A 26,944-nucleotide genomic window follows, 5' to 3' on the forward strand; every position below is an offset into this window, starting at 1 on the left:
GCTTCGAGATCGGTGAAGGGTGCGCCCATGGCGCGCATTGGGCGCAGCCAGGCGGAAAATGGCGATCCCGGGAAGACTCGAACTTCCGACCTACGGTTTAGGAAACCGTCGCTCTATCCGGCTGAGCTACGGGACCGCACCGCCCGCTAGCCGAAGCATGCGGGCGCCGCCATCCCATAGCAGAGGTGCCGAATGATCGCCAGCCCGCGTCCCATCGGGCGCGCGCGAAGTTGCGTTGAGCCGGCGGTTCGCGCGTTACGCCACCTGCCGGGCCGGATTCGCGGCAGCATTCGCCGTGCTGGCCCGGCGCGCCGGCAGAAACTCGATCGCCTCATCCTTCAGCGAGCCGAAGCGCAGCGTCATGATATCGAGCGCATAGTTCTGATAGAGCCGCCACGGCCGGCGCGAGCCCTGTTTGGGGAACCTGGCGGCGGCGCGCTGGATATAGCCCGAGGAAAAATCCACCCAGGGCAGCTCGGTCACGGTCGGATCGTTTCGCCGCGGCGTGACTTGGGCGTAGCCGTTCGCCTTCATGTGGTTGAGGATGCGGCAGACATATTCGCAGGTCAGGTCGCATTTCAGCGTCCAGGACGCGTTGGTGTAGCCGAAGGCCGCGGCGAGGTTCGGCACGCCCGAATACATCAGCCCCTTGTAGTTCAGGGTCTTCGACAGATCGACGGGCACGCCGTCGACCTTGATCTCGAGCCCGCCGAGGACCTGCAGATCGAGGCCGGTCGCGGTCACCACGACGTCAGCGTCGAGCACATTGCCGCTCTTGAGCTTGATGCCACCGGGCGTGAAGGTCTCGATCTGGTCGGTCACGACAGACGAGCCGCCGCTGCGCAGCGATTGAAAGAGATCGCCGTTCGGCACCAGGCAAAGCCGCTGGTCCCACGGATTGTAGCTCGGCGTGAAGTGGGTGGCGACGTCGTAATCGGGGCCGAGCGCATGGCGCACGCCGCCGAGGATCAGCTTCTTCACGCGCTCCGGATCGCGCTTGCAGAGCCGGTAGAAATACATGCCGAACAGCACGTTCTTCCAGCGCGTGAGGCCGTAAGCGAGTTTAGCCGGCAGCCGCGCCCGCAGCCAGTTGGCGACCTTGTCCTCGTCCGGCCGCGCCACGACATAGGTCGGCGAACGCTGCAGCATCGTGACATGAGCTGCGGTCTTGGCCATTTCCGGCACCAGCGTCACCGCGGTCGCGCCGCTGCCGATCACGACCACCTTCTTGCCGGCATAGTCGATGTCATCGGTCCACTTCTGCGGATGGACGACGCGGCCGGCGAAATCGGCGATGCCGGGGAAGTCAGGCGTGTAGCCGTGCTCATATTTGTAGTAGCCGCTGCACATGAACAGGAAGTTGCAGGTGAGACGCTCGATCGTCTTCTCCGGCCCGCACTCCACTTCGACCGTCCATTGCGAGTCGGCCGATGACCAGTCGGCGCGCACGACGCGGTGGTTGAAGCGGATATTCTTGTCGATTCCGTACACGCGCGCGGTCTCGCGCACATAATTGAGGATCGACGGGCCGTCGGCGATCGCCTTCGGCTCGGTCCAGGGCCGGAACGAATAGCCGAGCGTGTACATGTCGGAGTCGGAGCGGATGCCGGGATAGCGAAACAGGTCCCAGGTCCCGCCGATGCAATCGCGGCCTTCGAGAATGGCGTAGCTGCGATCCGGACAGTTGGTCTGCAGATGATAGCCGGCACCGATGCCCGACAGCCCGGCACCCACGATCAACACGTCGAAATGAGCAGACATGCCCTGACCCTCCCGCGGCACAATTGACAATATCTATTGTCAGATAACTTGACATCTGACAATGGCGCGTGTCAATACACTTTTCATGGCAAGCAGCCGGAAAGCCCGCCTCTATGGCGGTATGGACGCCGAGGAACGCCGCGCCGAGCGGCGGCTGAAGCTGATCAATGCGGCGATCGAGGTCTATGGCGAGGTCGGCTATCGCGGCGCCACCGTGAAGGCGATCTGCGAGGCGGCCGAGCTCACCGAACGCTATTTCTACGAATCCTTTTCCAACAGCGAAGGCCTGCTGATCGCCGCCTACAACCATGTCGTCGGCCACCTCCACGAGGAAATGACGGCCGCCGCGGCGGCCGCCGGCGGCGATGCCGAGATGAGGCTGCGCGCCGCGCTGACGCTGTATTTCACCCGTTTGAAGGAGCACCCGAAGCCCGCGCGGGTCTTCCTGCTGGAGATTTCCGGCATCAGTCCGGCGGTCGATGCCGTCAAGCTCGACGCCCTGCGCGTCTTCAGCGATATCCTGGTGCCGCCGACGCTTGATCCCAGACACGGCGACAAGGCCGCCGCTGCCACGCTGCTCTCGATCGGCATGGTCGGTGCGGTCATCTCGATCGCGCTACGCTGGGTCTCGAAGCAATATCCGCAAGCCGTCGAGGACGTCGTCGCGATCGCCGCCAGCTTCTGCCGCGTGGCGCTGGCCGAGGCCGATCGCCGCCGGGATCTGCATTTGCTGTAGCGGCGGGCTCGCGCCGCTCGCCGATTTTCGATCATGTTTCGTCGGGGTTTGGGGGGCGGCCTTCGGCCGTGACGCTGATTTAACTTGCATATCTGACGGTCCGGGCTTTCTTATGCACGGTACCGGTCGCAAACAGGTCCGACCTGTTTCGTCCTGTGAAACAACAAACATCTGCATCAGGCGGAGCTGAGCCTTTGGTCGACGTGCACAGGCTGGACGACGTGACCGCGCGCCTTGGCGACGTGGTTCTCGATCCCGCGACCTGGCCGTCCTTCATGGACGAGGTCTGCGCGGCCGTCGGCGCGACCGGGGCGGCGATGCTTCAGAGCGATATCCGCACCGAAGACATTCCGCGCACGCAATCGATCACCGACTATTTCACCAAGACCTACTTCCCGCAGAATCTTCATCTCACCGACATTCGCGCGGCGCGCGGCGTGCCGCTGATGCTCGCCGGCACCAACGTCATCACCGACGCCGACCTGTTCGGCGGCGAAACCGAGATGCTGCGCGACCCCCTCTACACGTCGCTCGGCGAGTTCGGGCTGAAATGGTTTGCCGCTATCGGCTTCCGCTCCGGCCCTGCGTTGTGGGGATTGACGATCCAGCGCTCGCCGAAGGAAGGCATGTTCGACGCCGACGAGGTCAAGGCACTCTCGCGCGTGTCGGCGCGGCTCACCGAAGCCGCGACGCTCTCTGCCGTCGTCGGCCGCTCCGCAATTTCGGGCATTACCAGCGCGCTCGACCTGATTCAGATCGCGGCGATTGCCGTCGGCCGCTTCGGCGCCGTCATCGGCATGAACGGCCAGGCGGAAGCCTGCCTCGGCCATGAACTTGCGATCCGGAACAACCGCCTCACCTTGCTCGACCGGCAGGCCAATGCCGATCTGACCAGGCTGATCGATCTTCTGGCCCACAGTTCGGACCTGCACCCGCTCCCGACATCGCCGATCGTGGTGCGCAGGATCGACAAGCGGCCAATCGTGATCCAGATGCAGCCGGTGCCTCCCGCCGCACGCTCACCATTCCTGGGCGCGCGCGCGATCCTGTTGATCCGCGATCTCGAGGGCAACGCCGCATTCGATCAGGCGCTGCTGGCGGCGGCGTTCGAGCTGACGCCGGCCCAGGCGCGCCTCGCCACGCGACTTGCGCGCGGCGATTCGATCGAGGCGGCCGCACGGGAAGCCGGCATTGCCCTTGCCACCGCGCGCAATCAGCTCAAGACGATTTTCCAGAAGACCGGCACGCATCGGCAGGCGGAACTCGTCGCATTGCTGCATAGAGTGAAATGAACTATTCGAGGCGAATTGTTCCAATTGCCGCCGCGCCGTTACGGTAAGAATTCTTGATACATTGCAATTGCGTACAGCGATTACTCGATCAGGCCAAAATGGCTGATCTGCGACTTAAATGGTCAGGGAAATCGTCCGGTTCCAGGTGACAAGCGTCACTAAAATGGCGACAATCTGCTCACTCTGTGTCGTTCGGATTTGGTTGCAATGTCCGTGATGCCGTCACGATCATCGACGTTGGCTGTTGCCGCTTTTGTCGCCGCGTTCGCGCTGGCGCCGTTGAGCGCGCACGCGCAATGGTGGCGCGGCGCGCCGAAGGATTTTGAGGATTGCGCCGACCTCGCCGAGAAGGCGAAGTCCAGGGAAGACAAGACCGCGCAACTCGCCGACTGCAATGCCAAGTTTGCCGGACGCCGCAAGCCCGGCGGCGGCTACACCTACTACGACTTCATGCAGGATCGCAGCTTCGACATCGCCGGCCCCAATCCGACGCCGGACGAGCAGAGGAAGATCGACCAGGAATATACCGGCTATCTCGAGAAGGAGCGCCGCTCGAGCATCGTCGCGGCGTTCAATGCCAAGCAGCTCGAGCGGCAGGACAAGCAGCAGGTGCGGCCGCCGCAGCTTCAGCAAGTGTCACTGCACGGCGAGCCGGTGCACAACGAGCCAGTGCACAGCGAGCCGGCGAAAGTCCCGGCCCCGGTCGCACGGCCGGTCAAGCCGCGGACTGCTGCTGCCCCTCTTCCCAAGGTACGGCCGCAGGCAGCGAGTTGCGTGAAGGGCACGTTCTCCTGCGAATGGCCGCGGCTTTCCGAAGGATTGGACGGCCTGAAGAAACTGTTCACGCCGGCGTCGCCGCCGCCGACCAAGGTTGCGAAGCGAACCGACGTCAGTCGGTAATCACCATCGCCCAGAACCTGCGGTACGGCGACTTCGGATTGTCGACGAAGGCAACACCCACGCGCTTCGCGCCTGGCATCAAGAGATTCTCGCGATGTCCCGCCGAGTTCTCCCACTGCTTCAGCATCTCGGCGAAGGCGATGAAGCCGGCGCCGATATTTTCTGCGGCGCGCTGCTTCTTCAGCGGCGCGATGCGGGTGAAGAAGCTGCCGCCCGCGGAGTGGCTGACCGATCCGGTTGCCGACATCGCCTGCGCCTGCTTCAGCGCCATCGCATTCAGCTTCGCGTCGAGCTTCACCGCGGGCATATGATTGGCGCGCCGGTAGGCACTGATCGAACCGGCATAATCGGCGGCGTCGGCAGCCGTAGTGATGCCGAGTACGACGGCGAGCGCGAGGAGCAGCAGCTTCATCTGAGGTCTTCTCTGCAATGGATCAGTGCGCGCGATCGCGCTTGTGGTGTCGATGCGTAACCGGTTTGCGCGCAGGCCTGACCGATTGGCTCGACGCCGCCGCCGCGCGCTGCTCCTGCAAACGCGCATCATAGCCCGGCGAAGGTGTCACGGTCGGCGGCGCCGCGCGCACCGGGCTGGTGCCAAGCGCAACAAGCGTGAGCAGTATGATGCAGCATCGTTTCATGATGTCACCTCCTCGGTTATCCGAACGCTATGCCCGACGATCGTCGGCGCTTACGGTCAGCCGCCATCGCGAACCTGTTCCGGCGTCAGCCCCGGCGACCCCTTGCCGTCGGCCTCCGCTTTCCGGATCAGCGCGATGACGCGGCGCGACAACGGAGCCTCCAGGCCGCGGCGATCCGCGATCGCGGTGATCACGCCCTGCAGATAGTCGATCTCGGTGCGCCGGCCACGCTGCAGATCCTCCCACATCGAGGAGCGCGCTTCGGGATCGATCTTCATGGTGCGGCCGAGCAGCATGTCGAACAGCGCGTCCGGCAGCCGCAGCAATGTCGGCATCCAGCTCGAAGGCAGCGGCGTCGGCGACACCGGCACAATCCCCTCGGCGTGAATCGCGGCCAAACCCTCGGCCATCTGGTCGGCGAACAATCGTCGCCAGCCGCGCTGTGCGAGCTGCTGTCGCAGCGGAATGTTGGACAGCGCATTAAGCGCGTTGTTGAGATTGACGATCAGCTTGCCCCACTGCACGCCGTCGATGTTGGCGGTGCCGTTCATCGCAAGACCCGGCACCGACAGAAACGCCGCGGTGCCGGCATCGTCCTGCGCGATCACGATGTCGCCCGAGGTCGAGCGATGGAAGCGGCCGTCGCCGAGCGCGACCACATTGAACGGCACCATGCCGCCGAGCACCTTGCGGGCCGGCAGGCGGTCGCGCAGCAGCGGCACATTGCCGACGCCATTCTGCAGGCTGATCACCGCGGCATCGGCAGCTGCGTGGCGTGCGATCAGTTCGGCGATCTCGGCTGTATCGGCGCTCTTCACCGTCACCAGCACCGTCCGGACGTCGTGCAGGATCGACGGATCGTCGGACAGAATGAGCCGGTCCGCGGATACCGCCCGCTCCGAGCCGTCGAAACTGCTGACCCGCAAGCCGTTGCCTGCGATCTCCTGGATCAACCGCGGCCGCGCCAGCAGCGCGACGCGGCGGCCGGACGCTGCCAGCATGCCGCCGACGAAGCACCCGATGCTTCCGGCACCCGCGATGCCGATCGGCCGGTCCGCGTTCATCTGGCTAAACGTCCGTTCATCAGGGCTCGATAGCAGACCTTGGGTTGCCTGCCTATTTCCACGCGCCGCCGCCCGGGTGGCCCGCCTTGTAACCGTCATGGCCCGAAGCTATGTTTCCGGCTCGGGGCACGGTTGCGGCAGGAGACGATCATGGGTTTACTCGACGTACTCAACGGCATGCAGAACGGGCCCCGCGGTCCCAGCGCGCCGAGCACACCATCCGACAGCTCCAGCAGCGGCGGCAGCGGAATGTCGCCGATGACCATGGCCATCCTGGCGTTGCTCGCCTGGAAGGCGGTCAAGCATTTCTCCGGCGGCCAGCCGGGCGCGACCGCCCCTCAGCCGACGCCGGCGCAAGCGCCATCACTCCCCGGCAACGTCACCGCGAGCCTGCCCGGCGGAGCCGGTGGTGGCGGGCTCGGTGATCTGCTCAAGGGCGGCCTTGGCGGCCTGCTCGCCGGCGGCGCAGCCGGCACCGTGCTCAGCGGCGGCCTCGGCGATCTGCTCAGCCAATTGCAGCAGAAGGGCCATGGCGACGCCGCCAATTCCTGGGTCAGCAACGGCCCCAACAAGCAGATCGCGCCCGGCGATCTCGCCAACGCGCTCGGCGCTGACCAGATCGACTCGCTGGCGTCGCAGAGCGGCATGTCGCGCGACCAATTGCTGCAGGGCCTGAGCCAGTATCTGCCCGACGCGATCAATCATCTGACGCCGGACGGCCGGCTGCCGAGCGGCGACGAGCTGAACGGCCGGCTTTAGCGCCAGCGTTGATTCCATCTGAGGAGGACGACAGTCATGGGCGGCATCATCTGGGTCATCATCGTCGGCTTTGTCGCGGGGATCATCGCGCGGCTCCTGTCGCCGGGACCGAATAATCCAAACGGCTTTATTCTCACCACCGTGCTCGGTATCGCCGGCGCGTTTCTCGCGACCTTCATCGGCCAGGCCATCGGCCACTACGGTCCTGAACAGGGCGCCGGCTTCATCACCGCCACGATCGGCGCGCTGGTGGTGCTGTTCATCTGGAACCGGCTGGTCGCGGCGCGCGTGATCCCGGATATCGGAAACCGGTGACGGCGAAGCCGCACATTGGGTCAAAATCAAAATGCCCGGGCCTGGCCCGGGCATTTTCGTTTCAGCAACTACCCTGAAGGCGTGGATTGCGACGTCACTGAATGAGATGCATGCCGGCGTCCATGCGGACGAATTCGCCGGTCATGTTGCTCGACGCCGGGCTCGCCAGGAAGCAGACGAGATTGGCGATATCTTCGGCCGTTGATGCGACCTTCAGCGGCACGCGCGCGACCACGGCATCACGCACCTGCTTGGCGCCCGCTTCGCCGCGCCCCTTGGTGAACCAGGGCGTATCGATATAGCCGGGGCACACGGTGTTGACGCGAATCAACGGCGCCAGGGCGCGCGCCAGCGACTGCGTCATGGTGTTGAGCGCGCCCTTGCTCGCGGCATAGGCGACCGACGAACCGCCGCCGGAAATGCCCGCGACCGAGGAAACGTTCACCACCGCCGAGGGACGGCCGGAGGCCTTTGCACCGATCTCGAGCAGCGCACGCGCGGCACGGACCATCTGGAACGGGCCGATGGTGTTGACGGCATAGATGCGCTGGAAATCCTCCGCCGTCAGGCCGTCGAGATCGTGATGCGGCACATGCTTCGTGGTGCCGGCATTGTTGACCAGTACGTCGAGACGGCCCCAGCCCTGCGCAGCGGCTGCGATCTTCTTGCAATCCTCATCGCGCGACACGTCGCCCTGCACCACCAGCACCTCGGCGCCCTGCTTGCGGCAGGCTTCCGCGGTCGCCTCGGCTTCCGCCTTGCTGTTGGAATAGTTGATGATGAGGCGCGCGCCCGGCGTGGCGAGGATTTGCGCGGTGGCGGCGCCGAGGCCCGATGCCGATCCCGTCACGATCGCGCACAAACCATCCTTGGACATCTGCATTTTCCTTGTTGTTGTGAGCCAGATGAACTCCGGCGGTGGCATACCATATCGCGCGGGATGCCATCTGCAAACCGCGCCAAGGCTTCAGGTACAGGCCCTCACATATACGCGTTCGGGCCCTTTTGCAGGCTGGCCCATTGCGCATCGTCATGGCCGCAGATGATCTTGACCCCGGATGCCTCGAGCCTGGCGATCTCGTCGAGCGAGTTCAGGAACTGGTCGACGTCAAGGCTGTTCCTCGGTGAGGTCCGCTGATCGAGATTGGCGCGCACACTGAGTGCGTCGGACGCGAGCAGATATTCACCGCTCTGATCCAGCTTGACCAGCGCGCCAGTCGTTCCCTTGGAATGTCCCGGCAGCGGCACCAGCGTCAGTTTGCCATCGCCGAACACATCCATCTGCCGGTCGAAGATCTCCATCTTCAGCGGATGATCCCAATCCGCCTTGATGTATCCGCGATCGAACGCGTTATCCGCATTCGCGGCCTCGACCTCGAGCGCGTGGACGAAGATCGTCGCCCTCTTGAAGAAGGCGTTGCAACCGCAATGATCGGTGTGCAGGTGAGAGCAGATCACCACGTCGATATCGTCGGGGCCAAGGCCAACCGCCTTCAGACTCGTCAGCACATGATCGTCCGCCGGCATGAGCGGACGCATGTATTTGGCGAGCGTGCCGAGCCGCCCTTCGGGATCGGTCGCGACATCGGGATGGCATCCGGTGTCGAACAGCACATTGCCCTGCGTGTGCCGTAACAGCACGCAGGACACCGGAAGCTCGATCATCTCGCCGCGCGGCGCATCAGGCAGATAGGTCCGCTTCGACATCTGCAGACGGCCGCCCGACAACATGTGCATCTTCATCTCGCTATCCCCGTTTTTGGTTTCAAACTACATATGAGTTTTATGGAAACTCATAATCAATTTGACAGCATATTATTCGTCCTTATAGCTTCCGCGCAACGTCGTGATCGCATGACAAGTGCGCTCAACGAAGCACCCGGCTCTTTCGGATCGGCATCGTTGACATCGACCAGCGGCCGTCAAAGGGAAGTTTCGCCACGATGTACACCGTGTTCAGCACGTTCGCTGCGACATCAGATGCTGCGGCGTTCAGACCCTTCCTCTGCATTCCCGCCCGTCCCGACCGCGCATACTTTCCCGACGGCGTCGAACTGTCCTATGGCGACATCGCGCGGCAGGTCTGCGCATTGCGCGATCGATACCGCGCATCCGGCTTCGGCCACGGACACCGCGCCTGTCTGCTGCTGGAGAACCGGCCCGACTTCATCGTGCATTGGCTGGCGCTCAACGGCCTCGGCGTCTCGATCGTTCCGATCAACCCGGCCTATCGCGCGGCGGAAATCGAGTATTTGATCGCACATGCCGAGCCCGACCTGATCGTCACGCTGCACGATCAGAAGGAGTTACAGAAGGCGCTGACCGGTGCGGTGCCCGTGCTCGAGGTGTCCGGCGACGATCTCGGCGCGAGCGTGACGCAGATTCCTGCCCGGCGGCCACCACCGCGCATTGGCGAGCCGGGCAGCGAGACCGAGGCCGCGCTGCTCTACACGTCGGGCACGACGGCGCGTCCGAAGGGCTGCATCCTGACCAATGAATACGTGGTCTCGACCGGTCGCTGGTACGTCAGCCACGGCGGCGAGGCGACGTATCATGCCGGAACGGAGCGTCTCTACAGCCCGCTGCCGCTGTTCCACATGGCCGGCCTGACGCTGACGCCGATCGCGATGATGCTGACCGGCGGCTGCCTGATCCTGCCGGAGCGCTTCAACGCGAAATTGGCCTGGCGCGACATCGTCTCCTGCCATGCAACCGTGCTGCACTATCTCGGCGTGATCGTCGCGGCCCTGCTCGCCCAGCCGGAGACGCCGGACGAGAAAATTCATGCGCTGCGGTTCTCGATGGGCGTCGGCGCCAATCCCGAGCAGCGCGCGCGAGCCCGCGAGCGTTTCGGCATCCCCTTCGTCGAGGGCTGGGGCATGACGGAGACCGGACGCAGTCCATTCAACACGGTCGAGCCGCGCCATCTGGAGACCAACACGATCGGCCGCAGCGTGCCCGGCCTCGAAATGATCATCCTCGATGCCGACGGCGATGCGCTGCCGCCGGGCACGGTCGGCGAACTCTGCGTACGCCATTCGGAAGCGACGCCACGGCGCGGCTTCTTCTCGGGCTATCTCAGGGATCCCGAGGCCACCGAGCAGGCCTGGCGCGGCGGTTGGTTTCACACCGGCGACAGCGCCTGGCAGCACGATGACGGCGCGTTCGTATTCGTCGACCGGCTGAAGCATCTGGTTCGCCGCGCCGGGGAAAACATCTCGGCGGCGGAGATCGAGGCCGTCTTGACAACATCCGACCTGGTCAAACAGGCGGCGGTCGTTGCCGCGCGCGATCCGATCCGCGACGAAGAGGTTGCGGCCTTCATCGTGATCAACGACGGCGGCGCCGCTGCTTCGCGCGCGCTCGCTCAGGAGATCTTCCATTTCTGCCGCGAGCGCCTCGCGCCATTCAAGCTGCCGGCGTGGATCGCCTTCGTCACCGACCTGCCGCTGACCTCGACCAACAAGATCCAGAAGCACACGCTGCTCGGCACGGACAAGAACCCGCAGGCGCATCCTGACATGATCGACCTGCGGCAAGAAAAGACCAACGCCATAAGGCAATCGAACTAGAGGAAACCAAGGACAATGACATCGAGTTACGGATGGCTCGCCGCGAGCGCTGCATTGCTGACGGCCACCTTCGCAGCCACTCCATCCCGCGCGCAGATCTCCGACGACATGGTGAAGATCGGCGTGCTGACCGATCACGCCGGTCTCTATGCCGACGCTGCCGGCCCCGGAGCGGTCGAGGCGGTCCGGATGGCGATCGCGGATTTCGGCGGCAAGGTGTTGGGCAAGCCGATCACGATGGTCGATGCCGACCACCAGAACAAGGCCGACATCGGCGCCGGCATCGCGCGGCGCTGGTATGAGCAGGAGAATGTCGACGTCATCGTCGATTTCGCCAATTCCGCCGTCGCCTTCGCCGTGCTCGAACTCACCAAGCAGAAGAACAAGGCGATGCTGGTGTCGTCGGCCGGCTCCTCCGATCTGACCGGAAAGGGCTGCTCGGCCAATTCGGTGCAATGGACCTACAACACCTATGCGCTCGCCAACAGCACGGTTCGGGCGCTGGCCAAGGAAGGTGCAAAGAGCTGGTACTTCGTCACGGTCGACTACGCTTTCGGGCACGCCCTGCGCAACGATGCAGCCAAGACCGTGGAGAAGGTCGGCGGCAGCATCGCCGGCGAGGTGCGGCATCCGCTCAACAGCATGGATTTCTCGTCCTATCTGCTGCAAGCCCAGAGCTCGAAGGCGGACGTGATCGCCTTTGCCAACACCGGCGGCGATCTCGCCAATTCGATCCGGCAGGCGCAGGAATTCGGGCTGGCGCAGCAGCAGAAGCTGGCAGCCTTCTTGATGCAGACCAGCGACATCCACGCGATCGGCCTGCAGGCCGCCCAGGGTTTGCAGCTCGCGACCGCCTTCTATTGGGATCTCGACGACAAGACCCGCGACTTCGCCGCGCGCTTCATGGCCAAGACCAACAAGCGGCCGACCATGGTGCAGGCCGGTCTCTACTCGGCGGTCATGAACTATCTCAAGGCAATCGAGAAGTCCGGCACCGACGACGGCCCCAAGGTGATCGCGCAGATGAAGGACATGCCGATCGACGACTTCTTTGCCCGCAATGCATTCCTGCGCGAGGACGGCCAGCTAATCCACGACATGTATCTCGTGCAGGTGAAATCGCCGGCGGAATCCAAGGGCGCCTGGGACTACGAGAAGCTGGTTCAGGTGATCCCGGGCAAGGAGGCATTTGCGACGCCTGAGGAGAGCGCATGCCCACTGCTGAAGAAATGATGCTCTCACGAATTCGCAAGACCACAGGCAAGAAATCACAAGCAAGGCTGGACATCGCATGACCGAACTGCCGCTGCTCTTCACTCCGCTGCAACTCCGCGACCTCGAACTGAAGAACCGGATCATGGTCTCGCCGATGGCGACCTATTCGGCGCAGGACGGGCGCGCCACCGATTGGCACACGGCGCATATCGGCAAGCTCGCCGCCGGCGGCGCCGGTCTCGTGTTCGTCGAGCAGAGCTCGGTGAACGTCCAGGGACGCATCACCCATGGATGCCTCGGCATCTGGGATGATACGCACATCGCGGATCATGCCGCCCTCGCCGCGCTGATCCACAGCTTCAACGCCAAGGCCGCGATCCAGATCGCACATGGCGGCCGGAAGGGCTCGGCGCAGCGGCCGTGGGAAGGCGGCAATCCGCTCGGCGAGGCCGATATCAAGGCGCGTGGCGAAGGCCCGTGGCAGATCGCGGCCTCGAGCGGCATTCCCTTCGACGACGGCTGGCCGGCACCGCAGATGCTGACTTCAGAGCAGATCGATACCCTAGTCGACGACTACCGCCAGGCGTTTCGCCGCGCCAGGGCCGCCGGTTACGACGTCATCGAGCTGCACTGCGCGCACGGCTATCTGATGCACTCGTTCCTGTCGCCGCTCGCCAACAACCGCAACGACGCGTATGGCGGGTCGCGCGAAAATCGCATGCGCCTGCCGCTGCGGATCGCTGCGATCATGCGCGAGGAATGGCCGGATCATCTGCCAGCCTTCGTCCGCATCTCGTCGGTCGACGGCGTCGACATCGGCTGGTCGATCGAGGACTCGATCGCATTTGCCACCGAGCTGAAGGCGATCGGGATCGACATGGTGGACTGCTCATCGGGCGGCATGAAGCTGCCGCGCGGCAACTCGCTGGTGTCGCGCACCCCGGGCTTCCAGGTGCCGTTCGCCGAGCGCATCCAGAAGGAGGCCGGCATGCCGACGGTCGCGGTCGGGCTGATCCGCGAACCGGATTACGCGGAAGCCATCTTGCGGGACGGCAAGGCGACGCTTATTGCACTCGGCCGCGAACTGCTGTGGAATCCGAACTGGCCCGCGCAGACGGCGCTGGCGCTCGGATGCGATCCGGAGTGGACCAGCTGGCCCGAGCAATACGGCTGGTGGCTGAAGCGGCGGGTGGCACAGCAGGGACGATAGCGATGCCGGTGGCGAAGAAAGATGCAGCGAAAGCCGGCGCGGCCGCCGGCCCGCGGTCTTTCGACGGCCCCGATTTCCCCGGCGATACTTCGCGCGACCTGCCGAAGATGGACAATGCGGTCAAGTCGGCGCGGCGGGTGTTCGACGTGCTCGAATTCTTCGAGGAGCACCAGCGCGCAGCTTCCGCCATCGAGGTCGCAGCTGCGCTCAAATTCCCGCAGTCCAGCACCTCGGCGCTGATGCGGACGATGACCGCGTTCGGCTATCTGCATTACGACACCAGCCGCCGCACTTATATCCCGACGCCGCGGATATCGATGCTGGGGCACTGGCTGAGCCCGGCGCTGTTCACGCGGGGGCGCCTGATCAATTTGATGAACGAACTCTCCGAGAAAACCGGGGAGACCATCATGCTCGCGGTACGCAACGGGCTCAGCGCGCAATATGTCCATATCGTTCAGGCCAGACTGCCAATGCGGCTCTATGTCAAGGCCGGAACGCTGCGGCCGCTGGCGCGATCCGCATCGGGTTACGCGCTGCTGTCGGCCTATCCGGACAAGGAGGTACGCCGCCTGGTGCGCCTGATCAACGCCAACGAGCCGCGACCCGATCGGCAGATCGACATCAAGGCCTTGCTGCTGGAGCTGAAGAAGGTCCGCGCCAAGGGGCATGCCTTCTCGCTCGGCCTGGTCACGCCGGGCGCGGGCGCCGTTGCCATGAACCTGCCGCCATCAGCGGAATCGAACGAGCCGCTGGTGCTGTGCGTGGCCGGACTGAACGACGCGCTGGTCACCCAGGAGACCGAGTTCGCCGACCTGATGCGGAAGGCGATCGAGTTTCATCTGGCGGACTGAACGAATGTCGCCGGCCAATTTACTTCCGCGCGTGGCATACAAACCGAGGCGGTCGAAAGTTCACTATGCGGAATTCGCGCGCCCGGTCCGGCTTCATGCCGTCTGTGCAAGTGGCCCTGCGGGCAACGCTTGTCACGGCTATGGCTTTTCCGCATCATTGAGCGCAAGACAACATCGCAAGCAGGGCATGGCCGAACGGCCAACCCCAAGCCAATCAACACGAGGAACGCTGTGGCGGAGAGTGAGAACATCGTCGCCGAGACCGCGGAAAAGATTTTCGCCGATCTCGCGGATGCCCAAACCATCAATCACGACAAGCACGGCGCATGGAAGGCGCCGCTGTGGCGGGCGCTGACCGAAGCCGGCCTGCCGCTGTCCTGGGTGCCAGATGATCTCGGCGGTTCCGGCGCCAGTCTCGCGGAAGGTTTCAGCGTCCTCAGCGTCGCCGGGCGGCATGCGATTGCTGTTCCGCTGGCCGAAACAATGCTGGCCGGCTGGCTGCTGACGCAAGGCAAGATCACCTCCCCGGAAGGCGAGATGACCGTGCTGCCGGCAAGCCCGAAGGACCGCGTCACGGTTGGCGCCGACGGCTCGCTCTCGGGCCGTGCCCGCGGCGTGCCGTTCGCGAAAGACGCAAAACATTTCGCCGTGCTGGCTGATGGCAGTGGCGGCATCTCGATCGCGCTGGTCGACGCCGCGAAGTGCCGGATCGAATCCGGCATCGGGCTTGGCGGCGACCACAACGACACCGTCACGCTCGACAAGGTGCAGCCGGTCACGACCCGGCCGGCGCCCAAGGGCTTTGACCAGACCACGCTGATGCTGATGGGCGGCGTGGTGCGGTCGCTGCAGATCGCAGGCGCCCTGGAATCGATGCTCGACATTTCTGTGCGCTATTCCAACGAGCGCGTCGCCTTCGAGAAGAAGATCTCCAAGTTCCAGGCGGTGCAGCACAACCTCGCCCGTCTCGCCGGCGAGTCCGCCGCGGCGCTGGCTGCCGCGACTTCCGCGGCTGACACCATCGCGAGCGCGGCATCGCTCGACAATGACGCGGTGTTCCTTGAAGCCGCCTCGGCAAAAATCCGTTGCTCGGAAGCGGCCGAGAAAGGCAGCGGCATCGCCCACCAGGTGCATGGCGCGATCGGCTTCACCATCGAGCACATCCTGCACCGCTACTCGCTGCGCGCCTTGGCGTGGCGCGACGATTTCGGCTCGGAGAGCTACTGGGCGGTGGAGCTCGGCAAGCTCGTCGCCGAGCGTGGCGCCGATGAATTGTGGCCGTTGGTGGCTTCGCGCTGAGCTCAGGACAGAGACATCATGACCGCAGCCCTTCGTTTCGATCCGATCCGCCTGCCGGAAAAATGCGAGCAGCTCCGCAAGGAAGTGCGGGCCTTCCTCGCTGAGGAAATCGCCGCCGGCACCTTCGATCCCCACGCGCCGAACCGCGAGGACAATGACGCGCCGGAATTCTCCCGCCGCGTCGGCGCCAAGGGCTGGCTCGGCATGACCTGGCCGAAGAAATATGGTGGCCAGGAGCGCTCGTTCCTCGAACGCTATGTCGTGACCGAGGAGATGCGGGTGGCGAACGCGCCGACCCGGCGCTTCTTCGTTGCCGACCGCCAGAGCGGGCCCGTGCTGCTGAAATATGCGCCCGAGCACATCAAGATGGACATCCTGCCGCGGATCTGCCGCGGCGAGGTCTGCTTCGCGATCGGCATGAGCGAGCCGAACTCCGGCTCCGATCTGTTCGCGGCAAAGACCCGCGCGACCAAGACCGACGGCGGCTATCTGATCAACGGCACCAAGATCTGGACCTCGTCGGCGCATATCGCCGACTACATGATCGCGATTTTCCGCACGTCATCGCCGACCAAGGAAAACCGCCGCCACGGCCTGACCCAGTTCCTGGTCAAGATGAAGCAGCCGGGCATCCAGGTGAATCCGATCGGCCAGATCACCGGCCAGTTCGAGTTCAACGAGGTGGTGTTCACCGATTACTTCGTGCCCGACGATCACGTGCTGGGCGAGGTCGACGGCGCCTGGAAGCAGGCAACATCCGAGCTCGCCTATGAACGCTCCGGCCCCGAGCGCTTCCTAGAGACCTATTACGTGCTCACCGAGCTGGTGCGTGCGGTCGGCAAGAACCCGGACACCCGCAGCGCCGAGGGTATTGGCCGCCTGGTGGCGCAGGTTCACACGATGCGCCGCATGTCGGTGTCGGTCGCGGGCATGCTGCAGTCCGGCAAGGAGCCGGTGGTGGAGGCCTCCATCGTCAAGGACATCGGCACGGTGTGGGAGCAGCAGCTGCCGCATCGCGTCCGCGATCTCGCGGCGTTCGTCGAGGAGACCGCGACCAATCGCGAGACGCTGGAAAAGCAGCTCGATTTCGCCATCAAGACCGCGCCCAAGCTGACGATTCAGGGCGGCACCACCGAAGTGCTGCGCGGCATCATCGCCCGCGGGCTTGGTTTGCGCTGACCGTCAATGGGACCGATGATCTCACCGCAAGCTCTTGCACCTCTCCCATCGGGAGAGGTCGGCGCACGGCGCCGGGTGAGGGATCACGGTCCCTCGATAGAGCACAGCCCCTCACCCGATTTGCTGGCGCAAATCGACCTCTCCCCTTGGGAGAGGTGACTCGCTTTCGCGCCGAGAGATTGAAGCCCTTACTGGAGACAACAGATGACCAAGTATACTGATATCGGCGTCGAAACCCATGGCCATGTCGGCCTGATCGAAATTCGCAAGCCGCCGCTGAACTTCTTCGACGTCGCGCTGATCAACCAGATCGCCGACGCTCTGGAGGAGTTCGACAACAACATCGAGATCCGCGCCTCGGTGCTCGCAGCCCAGGGCAAGGCGTTCTGCGCCGGCGCGAATTTCGGCGACCCGGCCCGCCAGGAGCAGGAGGAGCGCGCCAAGAGCGATCCGGCCTCGAACCTGCCGATCAACCATCTCTACGTTCAGGCGGTGCGCATCTTCCGCAACAAGAAGCCGATCGTCGCGGCGATCCATGGCGCCGCGATCGGCGGCGGTCTCGGCCTTGCCGTCTCGGCCGACTTCCGCGTCGCCTGCCCCGAGGCCCGCTTCTCCGCGAATTTCACCAAGCTCGGCTTCCATCCGGGCTTCGGCCTCACCACGACGCTGCCGGAGCTGATCGGCAAGAACAATGCCGAGCTGATGTTCTACACCAGCCGCCGCGTCACCGGCGAAGAGGCCTATCGCTGGGGCCTCGCCAATGTGCTGGTGCCGCAGGATCAAGTGCGCGCCGAGGCGATGAAGCTCGCGCAGGAGATCGCCGAATGCTCGCCACTCGGCCTGGTCTCGACCCGCGCCACCATGCGCGCCGGCCTCGCCGACCGCGTGCTCGCCGCGACCAACCACGAGCTGGAAGAGCAGACCAAGCTGCGCGCGACCGAAGACTTCAAGGAAGGCGTCAAGGCCACCGCCGAGCGCCGCGTCGCCAACTTCAAGGGGCGGTAAGACCTCGCGCCGCTCTCTCCACGGGTCGTCCCGGCGAAGGCCGGGACCCATAGCCACCGATGCGAGTGGCGAGACAAGCCGTCTCCCCTTGTGCCCTTTCCGCGGGCCGCGGCGTATGGGTCCCGGGTCAAGCCCGGGACGACGTTGGGGAGATGGCTCGCTATCCCCTCGGCACCACCAGCGCATCGACGATCGTGACGCCCTGCCCCTCCGGATGCACCAGCACGGGATTGACCTCGATCTCGGCGATCTCGCTTCGGTGCTGCGCCGCCAGCACTGAGATCTGCGAGATCAATTGCGCGAGCGCCGCGACATCGGCCTTCGGCGCGCCACGGAAGCCGTGCAGCAGCGGCGCGGCCTTCAGGGTTTCCAGCATCGTGGTCGCTTCCGCCGGGCTCACCGGTGCCGGGCGATAGACCACGTCCTTGAACAGCTCGGTGGTGATGCCGCCGAGCCCCACCATCACCATCGGGCCAAAGGTCCCATCCGTCATGGTGCCGACGATGATCTCGACGCCCTTCCTGGCCATCGGCCCGACCAGCACGCCCTGGATCGCAGCATCCGGCCGCGCCTTCTGCACCGTCTCCAGCATGTCGCGATAGGCGATGAACGCCGCGCCCTTGGCGGCGATGTTGATGCGGACGCCGCCGACCTCGCTCTTGTGCGCGATGTCAGGCGACTGGATCTTCATGACAAGTGGAAATCCGGCCCGCTCGATCGCCGCGTCGAGCCCGTCGCGATCGATCACCAGCACCTCGTCCGGCAACGCGATGCCGGCGGCGCGCAGCAGCGACTTGCTGTCATGTTCGGAGAGTGTCTTCGCTGTGAGATGCGCAGAGAGATCGCGCATCTGCGAGTCAGATGCCGCGACCTCCGGTGCGGGCCTGAACGCTGCATAGTCCGCCAGCCGCCGCATCGCGACGCCGACATGGGTCAGCCCCGAGAGCACCACCACGCCCGACTTCGCCAGCTCCTGCCGCGCGAAGTGCGACGGCAGCGTGTAGGAATAGAACACCACCGGCTTGTTCTGCCTTGAGATCACCGGCTTCAGCTCGGCCTCCTTGAACGGCATCCGCGTTTCGCTCGACAGCGACAGCACGACCAAGGTCGCATCGACCTCGTCGGAGGCGTCGAACAGCTCGATGCTCTTCTGCAGGCCGCCGGAGGAGACGCCCTGCGCGGTGACGTCGACCGGATTTCCTGCCGCGCCATAGGACGGCATCCATTGCTTGATCTGGCTCTGGATCGCGACTGAGAACTCCGGCACGCGCAGGCCCTGCATCGACACGGTGTCGGCGCCCCAGATGCCGGCGCCGCCGGACACCGTCAGCACCGCGACGCGATCGCCGTTCGGCAGCGGATTGGTGGTGAATACGGCAGCAATGGTCACGGCCTCGTCGAGGTCGTTGGAGACGATAAAGCCGTACTTTGCGAACACCGCGTCATAGGCCGCCGACCAGCCCGCCATGCTCGCGGTGTGCGAGGCCGCCGCGCGTTCGCCGGCGCCGGAACGGCCCACTTTAGTTACGATGACAGGCTTCCTGAGCTCTGCCGCGCGCTTCGCTGCAAGCAGGAACTTGTCGACGTCGCGGATGCCTTCGATGAACAGCAGGATCACGTCGGTCGAGGGATCCTGCACCATGTAATCGAGGAATTCGCCGGCGCCGAGATCGCTCTCATTGCCGGCGCTCACGACATAGCTGAGCGCGACACCAAGCGCCTTGGCGCGATGATAGATCGCAAAGCCGATGCCGCCGCTCTGCGCGACGATGCCGATCCGCCGCTGGCTCGCAGCCAAGTCAGTTGCATCCGGCTTGACGTCGACAGTCGGGCTGAAGGTCGCGGCGACCTTCTGCACCTGGCTATAGAATCCTTCGGCGTTCGGACCCGAGATCCGCATCCCGGTCCGCTTTGCCAGCGCCACGATCGCGTCCTGCATTGCTGCGCTGTCGCCGCCCTCCTCGGCAAAGCCGGACGAGATGATGACAGCGTTCTTGACGCCGACTGCCGCGCACTGTTCCAGCGCCGGCAGCACCGCGCGCGCCGGAATGACGATGACGGCGAGGTCGATCGGCGCGCCGATGTCGGCGATCGACTTGAAGCATTTCAGCCCGTCGATCTCGTCATAGTTCGGATTGATCGGATAGAGCGCACCGGGATAGCCGTTCTTGCGCAGCATCGCGAGCAGCCGCCCGGGAATCTTCTCATGATCGCGCGAGGCGCCGATCAGCGCGATGCTCTTTGGGGCGAAGAAGGAATCGAGCGGATGCGGCATGAGGGCGTTCCGTTGTTCTTGTTGCGCTCGACGATATTGGATCGTCGCCGCGGGCTCAACCTTACCCCGTCATCCTGAGGAGGCCGCAATGCGGCCGTCTCGAAGGATGGATCGGCCCGTCTGTGGCCGTGCATCCTTCGAGGCTCGCTCCGCTCGCACCTCAGGATGACGGACTAGGGAGCGCGTGGCCCGGATGGAGCGCAGCGCAATCCGGGGGCGGTCCAATCGCGGACGGAGTGGCCCCGGATTTCGCTGCGCTCGATCCGGGCTACGACATCAGTCCGTCAGCTTGAACATCACGCCGCAAAGCTGGAACTCATCGCCATCAACCGCGCAGCCCCTGGCTTTCGCGACAGCCAGCACCTTGGCCTTGTCGACGACCTTGAAGGTCAAGCCGCTCATGATCTCGCTATCGCCCTTGAGGAAGCGGAAGCTAGTGTTCGGCAGCTTCACCACGGTGCCGTCGGCGGGAACGCCGATGATACGGCCCCAATGCGCCGCCAACCCTTCGGGCTCTGGGCCCTGCATCTCGACCTCGGTCAGCGCCAGGGTCGTGTCCTTGCGGATCGATTTCTGCCAGTCCGGGCCGGCCGGCGGGTATGGCCCGAGAATGTCGTCGCTGCCGTCGGTGTGATTGAACTCGATGAAGGCGGCGCGGCAGTCGCGCGGGTGCAGTTGCACGCCGTGATACGGCGCGTGCGTGATCACGTTGGCGGTGCGCACGCCGATCGCATTGGCTTTCGCGCCGCGCGCGTCGGGATCCTCGCAAGCGAAGATTGCCATGTAGCCGCCGCGGCCGCCGGTCTTCTCGATGAAGCGGCCGGCCGCGGTGCCTGGACCCGGCTGGAACGGCGCCACCACCTCAAGCAGGATCGTATTGACCGGCAGCAGCGCGTTCTCGAGGCCGTATTTGGCGACGTTGCCGTCGCGGTAGCAGACATCGAGGCCCATGATCGCGGAAATGTCCGCGATCACGGGCGCAAGCTGCGGCGCCACCAGGCAGATCTGCCGCAGCCGCATGTATTCGGCCATGGAATTGGTCACGGCTTACTGCCCCTGGAAGGTAGGCTTGCGCTTCTCGACGAACGCCTTGGCCGCTTCCTTGTGGTCGGTGGTCTCGCCGGCACGGGTGTGGTGGATCGCCTCACCGTCGAAGCAGGCTTCGAGTGTCATGGTCTCGGCATTGTTGATGTTGCGCTTGATGTAGCCGAGCGCCACCGACGGTCCCTGCGCCAGCGAGCGCGCCAACTCCAGCGTCTCGGCCTCGATATCGGCATCAGGCACCACCTTGGAGACCATGCCGAGGTTATAGGCTTCCTGTGCCGACAGCACCGGCGACATCAGATAGAGCTCGCGCGCCTTGGCGCTGCCGAGCATCTTGGTCAGGAAATAGGTGCCGCCGTAGTCGCCGGAGAAGCCGACCTTGGCAAACGCGGTGGTGATCTTGCAGGAGGCGCTGGCGACGCGCAGATCGCAGGACAGCGCGATCGAGAGGCCTGCGCCGGCCGCCGCGCCGTCGAGCTGCGCCACCACCGGCTTCGGCATCTGATGCAGGATACGCGAGACCTCCATGCCGCGGCGTAGGTTGGCCATCTTGGCCTCGAACGGCAGCGGCGCGCGGCCTTCCGCCATCGACTTGACGTCGCCGCCGACGCAGAAGGTGCCTCCGGCGCCGCGGATCAGCACGGCACGCACCTCAGTATCGTCCTGCGCACGCCGCGCCGCCTCAACGAGGCCGCGCGTCATCTCGGGATTGAGCGCATTGCGCCGATCCGGCCGGTTCATGGTGATGGTGAGCAGGCCCTTGTCGAGGGATTGGAGAACCATCTGATTATCGCTCATGGCGTTTGGCCTTTCGTTGTTTTGGTTGTTTCCCCACCGTCATTGCGAGCGAAGCGAAGCAATCCATGCCTCAATCCTGGGAGAGATGGATTGCTTCGTCGCTATTGCTCCTCGCAATGACGGCCGAACATTGTCACTTCTTCACCAGCGGGCAGCGCGACTCCGACAACGGCTGGAACGCCTGGTCGCCGGGCACGGTCGCGAGCAGCTTGTAGTCGTCCCAGCGGCCTTTCGACTCCGAAGGCTTCTTGACCTCGAACAAATACATGTCGTGCACCATGCGGCCGTCCTCGCGAATCCGGCCGTTCTTGGCAAACATGTCGTTGATCGGGGTCTCCTTCATCACCTTCATGACAGCGGCCGCATCGGTGGTGCCGGCGGCCTTCACCGCCTTCAAATAGTGCATCACAGAGGAGTACACGCCGGCCTGGGCCGAGGTCGGCACCCGCTTGGTGCGCTCCATGAAGCGCTTGGTAAAGGCGCGGGTGTCGTCATTGAGATCCCAGTAGAAGGCTTCCGCGAGCAGCAGCCCCTGCGCGGTCTCGAGCCCGACGCTGTCGATATCGGTCACGAAGGCCAGCAGCGGCGAGATCTTCTGGCCGCCCTTGGTGATGCCGAACTCGGCGCCCTGCTTGATCGCGTTGATGGTGTCGCCGCCGGCATTGGCGAGCCCGATCACCTTCGCTTTCGAGGCCTGCGCCTGCAGCAGGAAGGAAGAGAAGTCCGAGGTATTGATCGGGTGCCGCACGCTGCCGAGCACCTTGCCGCCCGACTTCACCACGACATTGCTGGTGTCCTTTTCGAGGTCCTGGCCGAATGCGTAATCCGCGGTCAGGAAGAACCAGGTGTCGAGCCCGGATTTCACCGCGGCAAGGCCCGTCACATTGGCCTGCGCGAAGGTGTCGAACACGTAGTGCACGGTATAGGGGCCGCAGGCCTCGTTGGAGAGGCGGATCGAGCCCGGGCCGTTGAACATGATGATCTTGCCACGGGCCTTGGCGATCTCGCCGGCGGCGAGCGCGGTCGCGGAGGCCGCGACGTCAAAGATCATCTCGACGCCCTGGTTATCGATCATGTCGCGGGCGATATTGGCGGCAAGGTCGGCCTTGTTGAGATGGTCGCCGACCACGATCTCGACCTTGCGGCCGAGCACCGTGCCGCCAAAATCCTCCACCGCCATCTTGGCGGCGGTCTCGCTGCCCGAACCGGTGATGTCGGCATAGAGGCTCGACATATCGAGGATGCCGCCGAGCTTCAGCGGAGGCTTGTCCTGCGCCAGCGACGCATTCGCCGAGATCGCAAACACACAGGCCAACACGCCGGCCAAAACCCGTCTCATTCAAACCCTCCCCTTGAGATGCGGACCTCATTCCATCAGGTCCGTTTCGAGGGCCGGATCATGCCGCATGCCATGCACAGCGGCAAGCCGCGGAGCTGACACGTGTTTTCCGCTGAACGGAATGGTCAAGATGTGCGAAGATCGAGCCATGCAGATTCAATCGATGCAGATTCTGTCGACGCTAGCTCGCAGCACCCTCCTCGCGTGCACGACACTGCTTGCTTGCGGCGCAAGTCACGCGGCTGGATGCAATTTCGAGATTCAGGGCGAAGGTCGCGTCGCCGCTGTGGTCGATGCACGCAGCCTGCGGCTGGACGACGGCCGCGAGGTCAAGCTCGCCGGCATCGAGGTGGCGGACCGGGCGAAGGCCACCACAGTACTGTCGGCGCTGCTGGTCGGACGCGAGGTGACGCTGCGCGGACAGGACGACACGCCGGACCGCTACGGCCGGCAGCCGGCCTACGCGTTCCTCGATGGCCAAGAGATGCCTGTACAAAGCGAGCTGCTGCGCCAGGGCCTCGCGCTGGTGTCGTCCGAGATCGCCGACAGGGACTGTGTCAGCACGCTGATGGCGGCGGAGGCCGAGGCACGGGCCGCCCGATCGGGAACCTGGGCGGAGGCCATGGTCATAAAAAACGCCGAAAGTCCGGACGATATTTTGGCCGGGATCGGGCGCTTTACCGTCGTCGAGGGCAGGGTTTTGTCCGTGCGTCAGGCGGGGGCGACCACCTACCTGAATTTCGGCCGAAACTGGACACGGGACTTTGCTCTGACTATTTCAAGGCGCATAGTCCCTGCGTTTGAGGCGGCCGGGCTTGCGCCCAAGTCTCTGGAAAATCGTAGGATTCGAGTGCGAGGCTGGGTGGAAGCACGACGTGGGCCGCGAATCGAATTGCTCCGGGTAGGGCAGATTGAAGTACTCGGCGGGAACTAGGGGCCCACGGGCCACGGCCTGGCCGATTACGGGACAGTTTGTGGGTTTTTGACGTGATTGAGCGCGCTGGACGGCGTGAAGATGGAACTGGCCGCCGGCTTTCGGCTGCGCTGGCGCTCGTCTGCGCGGCCCTGACGCTGTCGGCCTGCGGCAATGTCGGCCGGTTCGAGCAGGTCGCGCCGACCGCGGCGGCTGCGCCGGTGAAGCCGAACCGCGTGGTGCAGCAGACGCCCAACAGCGAGCGCGAGCATGAGCGCATCCTGTCGTCCTATGGCGGCGCCTACGACGACCCGAAGCTCGAGGCGCTGATCGGCAAGACCGTCGACCGGCTGGTCGCCGCGTCCGAACGGCCCGACCAGGCCTACAAGGTGACGATCCTCAATTCCGGCGCGGTGAACGCCTTCGCGCTGCCGACCGGCCAGCTCTACGTCACGCGCGGCCTGATTGCGCTCGCCAGCGACACTTCCGAGCTTTCCTCGGTGCTGAGCCACGAGATGGCGCATGTGCTGGCCAAGCATGCCGCGATGCGCGAGGACCAGGCGCGCCAGGCGGCGGTGGTGACGCGCGTCGTCACCGACATGAGCACCGATCCCGATCTCACGGCGCTGGCGCTCGCCAAGACCAAGCTGACGATGGCGAGCTTCTCGCGGCAGCAGGAGTTCGAGGCCGACGGCATCGGCGTCGGGATCGCCGCGCGTGCGCATTTCGATCCCTACGGCGCGGCGCGCTTCCTGACCGCGATGGAGCGCAATGCCGCGCTCAAGATCGGCAAAACCGCGCTCGATCCGCGCGCGCAGGACTTCACCTCGTCGCATCCGGCAACGCCGGAGCGCATCTCCAATGCGCAGACTACCGCGCGGCAATACTCATCGCCCGAGAGCAACGAGCGCGACCGCGAGACCTATCTCGCCGCGATCGACAACATCGTCTATGGCGAGGACCCCAGCGAAGGTTTTGTGCGCGGCCGCCGCTTCCTGCATCCCAAGCTCGGCTTCACCTTCACCGCGCCCGACAATTTCACACTCGACAACACCGCGCAGGCGGTGATCGGCGTGCGCGAGGGCGGCAGCCAAGCGATGCGCTTCGACGTGGTGCGGGTGCCGGCCGAACAGTCGCTCGGCGACTATCTGAATTCCGGCTGGATGGAAGGCGTCGAGAAGTCCTCGACCGAGGACCTCAATATCAACGGCTTTCCGGCCGCATCGGCCACCGCGCATGGCGACCAGTGGCAGTTCAAGGTCTACGCGCTGCGCTTCGGCAGCGACGTCTACCGTTTCATCTTCGCCGCCAAGCAGAAATCGACCGAGAGCGAGCGCAACGCGCGCGAGACCGTCAACTCGTTCCGCCGCCTGACGCTCGACGAGATCCAGGCCGCGCGCCCGCTGCGCATCAAGGTCATCAACGTGCAGCCCGGCGACACCGTGGAATCGCTGTCGCACCGCATGGCCGGCGTCGATCATCCGGCCGAGCGCTTCCGCGTGCTCAACGGCCTCGACGCCCACGCCCAGGTCAAGCCGCGCGACCGCGTCAAGATCGTGGTGGATTGAGGCTGCACGCACCCTCACCACCGTCGTCCCGGCGAACGCCGGGACGACGTAGAGAAAGAACGCCCTACTTCGCCTTCTCCTTGAGGAAGGCGATGATGTCGGCGCGATCCTTCGGATCCTGAACCTCGTAGAACATCTTGGTGCCGGGAACCATCGCGTCCGGACCGGTGAGCCATTTGTCGAGATTAGAGCATTTTCTGACCTGGCGGAATCGGAAGGGATTGAACTAAGCCGCTGCCGCGGCGTAGGGGGCAAGGTGGCATAGATCGCCTCCTGGCTGAGAGGATGTGGGTGTTGGAGCCCACCCCCTCAGACAGGAGTATCGAGATGGCCGATTTGAGCCCTCTTCGCCGCCGCATGATCGAAGACATGACCGTCCGCAATCTGTCGCCGGCGACGCAAAGATCCTACATCAGCGCGGTTTCGAAGTTCAGCCGCTATTTTGGCCGATCGCCTGACCGGTTAGAGCTGGAAGACGTCCGCGCCTTCCAGGTGCATTTGGTCTCGACCGGCATCTCATGGCCGGCGCTGAACCAGATCGTCTGTGCGCTACGGTTTTTCTACGGCGTCACGCTCGGCGAGGCGCTCATCCCAGAGCGCATTCCCTATGCGCGAGAACCGCGCAAGCTGCCGGTCGTTCTCAGCGCCGACGAAGTGGTTCAGTTTCTTGAAGCGGTATCGAGCCTGAAGAGCCGCGCCGCGCTCACCACCGCCTATGCGGCCGGGCTCAGGGCCTCGGAGGTTGCGGGACTGCGGATCGAAGACATCGACAGCGCCCGCGGCGTCATCCAGGTGCGCCACGGCAAGGGCGCGAAGGATCGCAACGTGATGCTGTCGCCCCAGCTGCTGGGCATCCTGCGCACCTACTGGCGGCTCGCCCGGCCGCGGCTTTATCTGTTCCCTGGTCGTGACGAAGATCATCCGATCGATCAGACCGTGCTGCATGCCGCCTGCCGGTCGGCGGTGAAGGCTGCGGGCCTGACCAAGCGCGTCACGCTGCACACGCTGCGCCACAGCTTCGCGACACATCTTCTCGAGAACGGAACCGATATCCGGATCATCCAGGTCTTGCTCGGGCACAATAATTTGTCGTCGACAGCGCGCTACACGCAGGTCGCCACCGATACGATCCGAGCGACGCAGAGCCCGCTCGATCGCCTGTCGCTGGAGGTGACGCCACCTGGATGACCCGCAGCGGGATGCGGGTC

The 26,944-nt window shown here is 64.7% G+C and carries 25 protein-coding genes and 1 tRNA gene; 15 read left to right on the forward strand and 11 right to left on the reverse strand.

Annotation, left to right across the window (positions count from 1 at the left end):
- Positions 1 to 59: 59 nt before the first annotated feature.
- A tRNA-Arg gene (locus tag HU230_RS30785) sits at positions 60 to 136 on the reverse strand.
- 119 nt (positions 137 to 255) lie between these two features.
- The gene (locus tag HU230_RS30790) at positions 256 to 1,761 is read right to left on the reverse strand and encodes a flavin-containing monooxygenase (RefSeq protein WP_176528590.1); all 1,506 of its coding nucleotides are present in this window, start codon (positions 1,759 to 1,761) and stop codon (positions 256 to 258) included.
- An 85-nt stretch (positions 1,762 to 1,846) separates the two neighbouring features.
- Here HU230_RS30790 and HU230_RS30795 point away from each other — a divergent pair, with 85 nt between their 5' ends.
- The 3 genes from HU230_RS30795 (at position 1,847) to HU230_RS30805 (ending at position 4,689) form a co-directional block, all read left to right on the forward strand.
- A complete protein-coding gene (locus HU230_RS30795) occupies positions 1,847 to 2,497 on the forward strand; it encodes a TetR/AcrR family transcriptional regulator (RefSeq protein WP_176528589.1) in 651 nt (216 codons plus the stop codon).
- 221 nt (positions 2,498 to 2,718) lie between these two features.
- Complete coding sequence (locus HU230_RS30800; protein WP_176528588.1) at positions 2,719 to 3,789, forward strand: helix-turn-helix transcriptional regulator; 1,071 nt, start codon at positions 2,719 to 2,721, stop codon at positions 3,787 to 3,789.
- 216 nt (positions 3,790 to 4,005) lie between these two features.
- Positions 4,006 to 4,689, forward strand: coding sequence for a hypothetical protein (locus tag HU230_RS30805; protein ID WP_224944236.1), 684 nt, complete (start codon positions 4,006 to 4,008; stop codon positions 4,687 to 4,689).
- On the opposite strand, the gene HU230_RS30810 is transcribed toward HU230_RS30805, so the two are convergent.
- Positions 4,679 to 5,101: a CAP domain-containing protein gene (locus HU230_RS30810; RefSeq protein ID WP_176528586.1), complete on the reverse strand. Its 423-nt coding sequence runs from the start codon at positions 5,099 to 5,101 to the stop codon at positions 4,679 to 4,681. The two genes, HU230_RS30805 and HU230_RS30810, sit on opposite strands and share 11 nt — an antisense overlap.
- 282 nt (positions 5,102 to 5,383) lie before the next feature.
- The gene (locus HU230_RS30815) at positions 5,384 to 6,391 is read right to left on the reverse strand and encodes a 2-dehydropantoate 2-reductase (protein WP_176528585.1); all 1,008 of its coding nucleotides are present in this window, start codon (positions 6,389 to 6,391) and stop codon (positions 5,384 to 5,386) included.
- Between the two features lie 150 nt (positions 6,392 to 6,541).
- Between HU230_RS30815 and HU230_RS30820 the strand changes: the two genes are divergently transcribed.
- The gene (locus HU230_RS30820) at positions 6,542 to 7,150 is read left to right on the forward strand and encodes a YidB family protein (RefSeq protein WP_176528584.1); all 609 of its coding nucleotides are present in this window, start codon (positions 6,542 to 6,544) and stop codon (positions 7,148 to 7,150) included.
- Between the two features lie 36 nt (positions 7,151 to 7,186).
- Positions 7,187 to 7,465, forward strand: coding sequence for a GlsB/YeaQ/YmgE family stress response membrane protein (locus HU230_RS30825; RefSeq protein ID WP_176528583.1), 279 nt, complete (start codon positions 7,187 to 7,189; stop codon positions 7,463 to 7,465).
- Between the two features lie 94 nt (positions 7,466 to 7,559).
- Here HU230_RS30825 and HU230_RS30830 read toward each other — a convergent pair whose 3' ends face one another.
- Both HU230_RS30830 and HU230_RS30835 read right to left on the reverse strand, forming a co-directional pair.
- Positions 7,560 to 8,342 (reverse strand): SDR family NAD(P)-dependent oxidoreductase, encoded by a 783-nt coding sequence (locus HU230_RS30830; RefSeq protein ID WP_176528582.1) that lies wholly within the window; start codon positions 8,340 to 8,342, stop codon positions 7,560 to 7,562.
- A 104-nt stretch (positions 8,343 to 8,446) separates the two neighbouring features.
- Positions 8,447 to 9,208, reverse strand: a complete 762-nt coding sequence (locus HU230_RS30835) for an N-acyl homoserine lactonase family protein (RefSeq protein ID WP_176528581.1) — start codon at positions 9,206 to 9,208, stop codon at positions 8,447 to 8,449.
- Between the two features lie 209 nt (positions 9,209 to 9,417).
- On the opposite strand from HU230_RS30835, the gene HU230_RS30840 reads away from it, so the two are divergent.
- From HU230_RS30840 to HU230_RS30870, 7 genes are all read left to right on the forward strand, one after another.
- A complete protein-coding gene (locus tag HU230_RS30840) occupies positions 9,418 to 11,037 on the forward strand; it encodes an AMP-binding protein (protein ID WP_224943731.1) in 1,620 nt (539 codons plus the stop codon).
- 15 nt (positions 11,038 to 11,052) lie between these two features.
- Entirely contained in the window at positions 11,053 to 12,270 is a 1,218-nt protein-coding gene (locus HU230_RS30845; RefSeq protein WP_176528580.1) for an ABC transporter substrate-binding protein, read from the forward strand.
- Positions 12,271 to 12,328: 58 nt separating this feature from the next.
- Entirely contained in the window at positions 12,329 to 13,462 is a 1,134-nt protein-coding gene (locus tag HU230_RS30850; protein WP_176528579.1) for an NADH:flavin oxidoreductase/NADH oxidase, read from the forward strand.
- A 2-nt stretch (positions 13,463 to 13,464) separates the two neighbouring features.
- The gene (locus HU230_RS30855) at positions 13,465 to 14,316 is read left to right on the forward strand and encodes an IclR family transcriptional regulator (RefSeq protein ID WP_176528578.1); all 852 of its coding nucleotides are present in this window, start codon (positions 13,465 to 13,467) and stop codon (positions 14,314 to 14,316) included.
- 231 nt (positions 14,317 to 14,547) lie between these two features.
- Positions 14,548 to 15,615 (forward strand): acyl-CoA dehydrogenase family protein, encoded by a 1,068-nt coding sequence (locus HU230_RS30860; RefSeq protein WP_176528577.1) that lies wholly within the window; start codon positions 14,548 to 14,550, stop codon positions 15,613 to 15,615.
- 18 nt (positions 15,616 to 15,633) lie between these two features.
- A complete protein-coding gene (locus HU230_RS30865; RefSeq protein WP_176528576.1) occupies positions 15,634 to 16,794 on the forward strand; it encodes an acyl-CoA dehydrogenase family protein in 1,161 nt (386 codons plus the stop codon).
- Between the two features lie 204 nt (positions 16,795 to 16,998).
- Positions 16,999 to 17,799 (forward strand): enoyl-CoA hydratase/isomerase family protein, encoded by an 801-nt coding sequence (locus HU230_RS30870; RefSeq protein WP_074126635.1) that lies wholly within the window; start codon positions 16,999 to 17,001, stop codon positions 17,797 to 17,799.
- 160 nt (positions 17,800 to 17,959) lie between these two features.
- Here HU230_RS30870 and HU230_RS30875 read toward each other — a convergent pair whose 3' ends face one another.
- The 4 genes from HU230_RS30875 to HU230_RS30890 form a co-directional block, all read right to left on the reverse strand.
- Positions 17,960 to 20,074: an acetate--CoA ligase family protein gene (locus HU230_RS30875; RefSeq protein ID WP_176528575.1), complete on the reverse strand. Its 2,115-nt coding sequence runs from the start codon at positions 20,072 to 20,074 to the stop codon at positions 17,960 to 17,962.
- A 276-nt stretch (positions 20,075 to 20,350) separates the two neighbouring features.
- Positions 20,351 to 21,106, reverse strand: coding sequence for a VOC family protein (locus tag HU230_RS30880; RefSeq protein WP_176534797.1), 756 nt, complete (start codon positions 21,104 to 21,106; stop codon positions 20,351 to 20,353).
- Positions 21,107 to 21,121: 15 nt separating this feature from the next.
- Entirely contained in the window at positions 21,122 to 21,916 is a 795-nt protein-coding gene (locus HU230_RS30885) for an enoyl-CoA hydratase (RefSeq protein ID WP_176528574.1), read from the reverse strand.
- Positions 21,917 to 22,049: 133 nt separating this feature from the next.
- Positions 22,050 to 23,255: an ABC transporter substrate-binding protein gene (locus tag HU230_RS30890; protein ID WP_176528573.1), complete on the reverse strand. Its 1,206-nt coding sequence runs from the start codon at positions 23,253 to 23,255 to the stop codon at positions 22,050 to 22,052.
- Between the two features lie 148 nt (positions 23,256 to 23,403).
- On the opposite strand from HU230_RS30890, the gene HU230_RS30895 reads away from it, so the two are divergent.
- Together HU230_RS30895 and HU230_RS30900 are read left to right on the forward strand one after the other, a co-directional pair.
- The gene (locus tag HU230_RS30895) at positions 23,404 to 24,189 is read left to right on the forward strand and encodes a thermonuclease family protein (protein ID WP_224943734.1); all 786 of its coding nucleotides are present in this window, start codon (positions 23,404 to 23,406) and stop codon (positions 24,187 to 24,189) included.
- 53 nt (positions 24,190 to 24,242) lie between these two features.
- The gene (locus tag HU230_RS30900; RefSeq protein ID WP_143046776.1) at positions 24,243 to 25,736 is read left to right on the forward strand and encodes a M48 family metalloprotease; all 1,494 of its coding nucleotides are present in this window, start codon (positions 24,243 to 24,245) and stop codon (positions 25,734 to 25,736) included.
- A gap of 64 nt (positions 25,737 to 25,800) precedes the next feature.
- Here the strand turns inward: HU230_RS30900 and HU230_RS44185 are convergent, their stop codons facing one another.
- A complete protein-coding gene (locus HU230_RS44185; protein ID WP_420840813.1) occupies positions 25,801 to 25,890 on the reverse strand; it encodes a c-type cytochrome in 90 nt (29 codons plus the stop codon).
- 173 nt (positions 25,891 to 26,063) lie between these two features.
- Here HU230_RS44185 and HU230_RS30905 point away from each other — a divergent pair, with 173 nt between their 5' ends.
- Positions 26,064 to 26,924, forward strand: coding sequence for a tyrosine-type recombinase/integrase (locus tag HU230_RS30905; protein ID WP_029085027.1), 861 nt, complete (start codon positions 26,064 to 26,066; stop codon positions 26,922 to 26,924).
- The last annotated feature ends 20 nt before the right edge of the window (positions 26,925 to 26,944 follow it).

The sequence above is a fragment of the Bradyrhizobium quebecense genome (assembly GCF_013373795.3).
Taxonomy (GTDB): domain Bacteria; phylum Pseudomonadota; class Alphaproteobacteria; order Rhizobiales; family Xanthobacteraceae; genus Bradyrhizobium; species Bradyrhizobium quebecense.

Excerpts from the sequence above, each read along its gene's own strand:
- HU230_RS30850 (WP_176528579.1), top strand. The coding sequence starts at position 12,329 with ATGACCGAACTGCCGCTGCTCTTCACTCCGCTGCAACTCCGCGACCTC.
- HU230_RS30880 (WP_176534797.1), bottom strand. The coding sequence starts at position 21,106 with ATGGCCGAATACATGCGGCTGCGGCAGATCTGCCTGGTGGCGCCGCAG.
- HU230_RS30820 (WP_176528584.1), top strand. The coding sequence starts at position 6,542 with ATGGGTTTACTCGACGTACTCAACGGCATGCAGAACGGGCCCCGCGGT.
- HU230_RS30895 (WP_224943734.1), top strand. The coding sequence starts at position 23,404 with ATGCAGATTCAATCGATGCAGATTCTGTCGACGCTAGCTCGCAGCACC.
- HU230_RS30890 (WP_176528573.1), bottom strand. The coding sequence starts at position 23,255 with ATGAGACGGGTTTTGGCCGGCGTGTTGGCCTGTGTGTTTGCGATCTCG.
- HU230_RS30795 (WP_176528589.1), top strand. The coding sequence starts at position 1,847 with ATGGCAAGCAGCCGGAAAGCCCGCCTCTATGGCGGTATGGACGCCGAG.
- HU230_RS30875 (WP_176528575.1), bottom strand. The coding sequence starts at position 20,074 with ATGCCGCATCCGCTCGATTCCTTCTTCGCCCCAAAGAGCATCGCGCTG.
- HU230_RS30905 (WP_029085027.1), top strand. The coding sequence starts at position 26,064 with ATGGCCGATTTGAGCCCTCTTCGCCGCCGCATGATCGAAGACATGACC.
- HU230_RS30830 (WP_176528582.1), bottom strand. The coding sequence starts at position 8,342 with ATGTCCAAGGATGGTTTGTGCGCGATCGTGACGGGATCGGCATCGGGC.
- HU230_RS30855 (WP_176528578.1), top strand. The coding sequence starts at position 13,465 with ATGCCGGTGGCGAAGAAAGATGCAGCGAAAGCCGGCGCGGCCGCCGGC.
- HU230_RS30810 (WP_176528586.1), bottom strand. The coding sequence starts at position 5,101 with ATGAAGCTGCTGCTCCTCGCGCTCGCCGTCGTACTCGGCATCACTACG.
- HU230_RS30835 (WP_176528581.1), bottom strand. The coding sequence starts at position 9,208 with ATGAAGATGCACATGTTGTCGGGCGGCCGTCTGCAGATGTCGAAGCGG.
- HU230_RS30865 (WP_176528576.1), top strand. The coding sequence starts at position 15,634 with ATGACCGCAGCCCTTCGTTTCGATCCGATCCGCCTGCCGGAAAAATGC.
- HU230_RS30805 (WP_224944236.1), top strand. The coding sequence starts at position 4,006 with ATGCCGTCACGATCATCGACGTTGGCTGTTGCCGCTTTTGTCGCCGCG.
- HU230_RS30815 (WP_176528585.1), bottom strand. The coding sequence starts at position 6,391 with ATGAACGCGGACCGGCCGATCGGCATCGCGGGTGCCGGAAGCATCGGG.
- HU230_RS30790 (WP_176528590.1), bottom strand. The coding sequence starts at position 1,761 with ATGTCTGCTCATTTCGACGTGTTGATCGTGGGTGCCGGGCTGTCGGGC.
- HU230_RS30825 (WP_176528583.1), top strand. The coding sequence starts at position 7,187 with ATGGGCGGCATCATCTGGGTCATCATCGTCGGCTTTGTCGCGGGGATC.
- HU230_RS30845 (WP_176528580.1), top strand. The coding sequence starts at position 11,053 with ATGACATCGAGTTACGGATGGCTCGCCGCGAGCGCTGCATTGCTGACG.
- HU230_RS30885 (WP_176528574.1), bottom strand. The coding sequence starts at position 21,916 with ATGAGCGATAATCAGATGGTTCTCCAATCCCTCGACAAGGGCCTGCTC.
- HU230_RS30870 (WP_074126635.1), top strand. The coding sequence starts at position 16,999 with ATGACCAAGTATACTGATATCGGCGTCGAAACCCATGGCCATGTCGGC.
- HU230_RS44185 (WP_420840813.1), bottom strand. The coding sequence starts at position 25,890 with ATGGTTCCCGGCACCAAGATGTTCTACGAGGTTCAGGATCCGAAGGAT.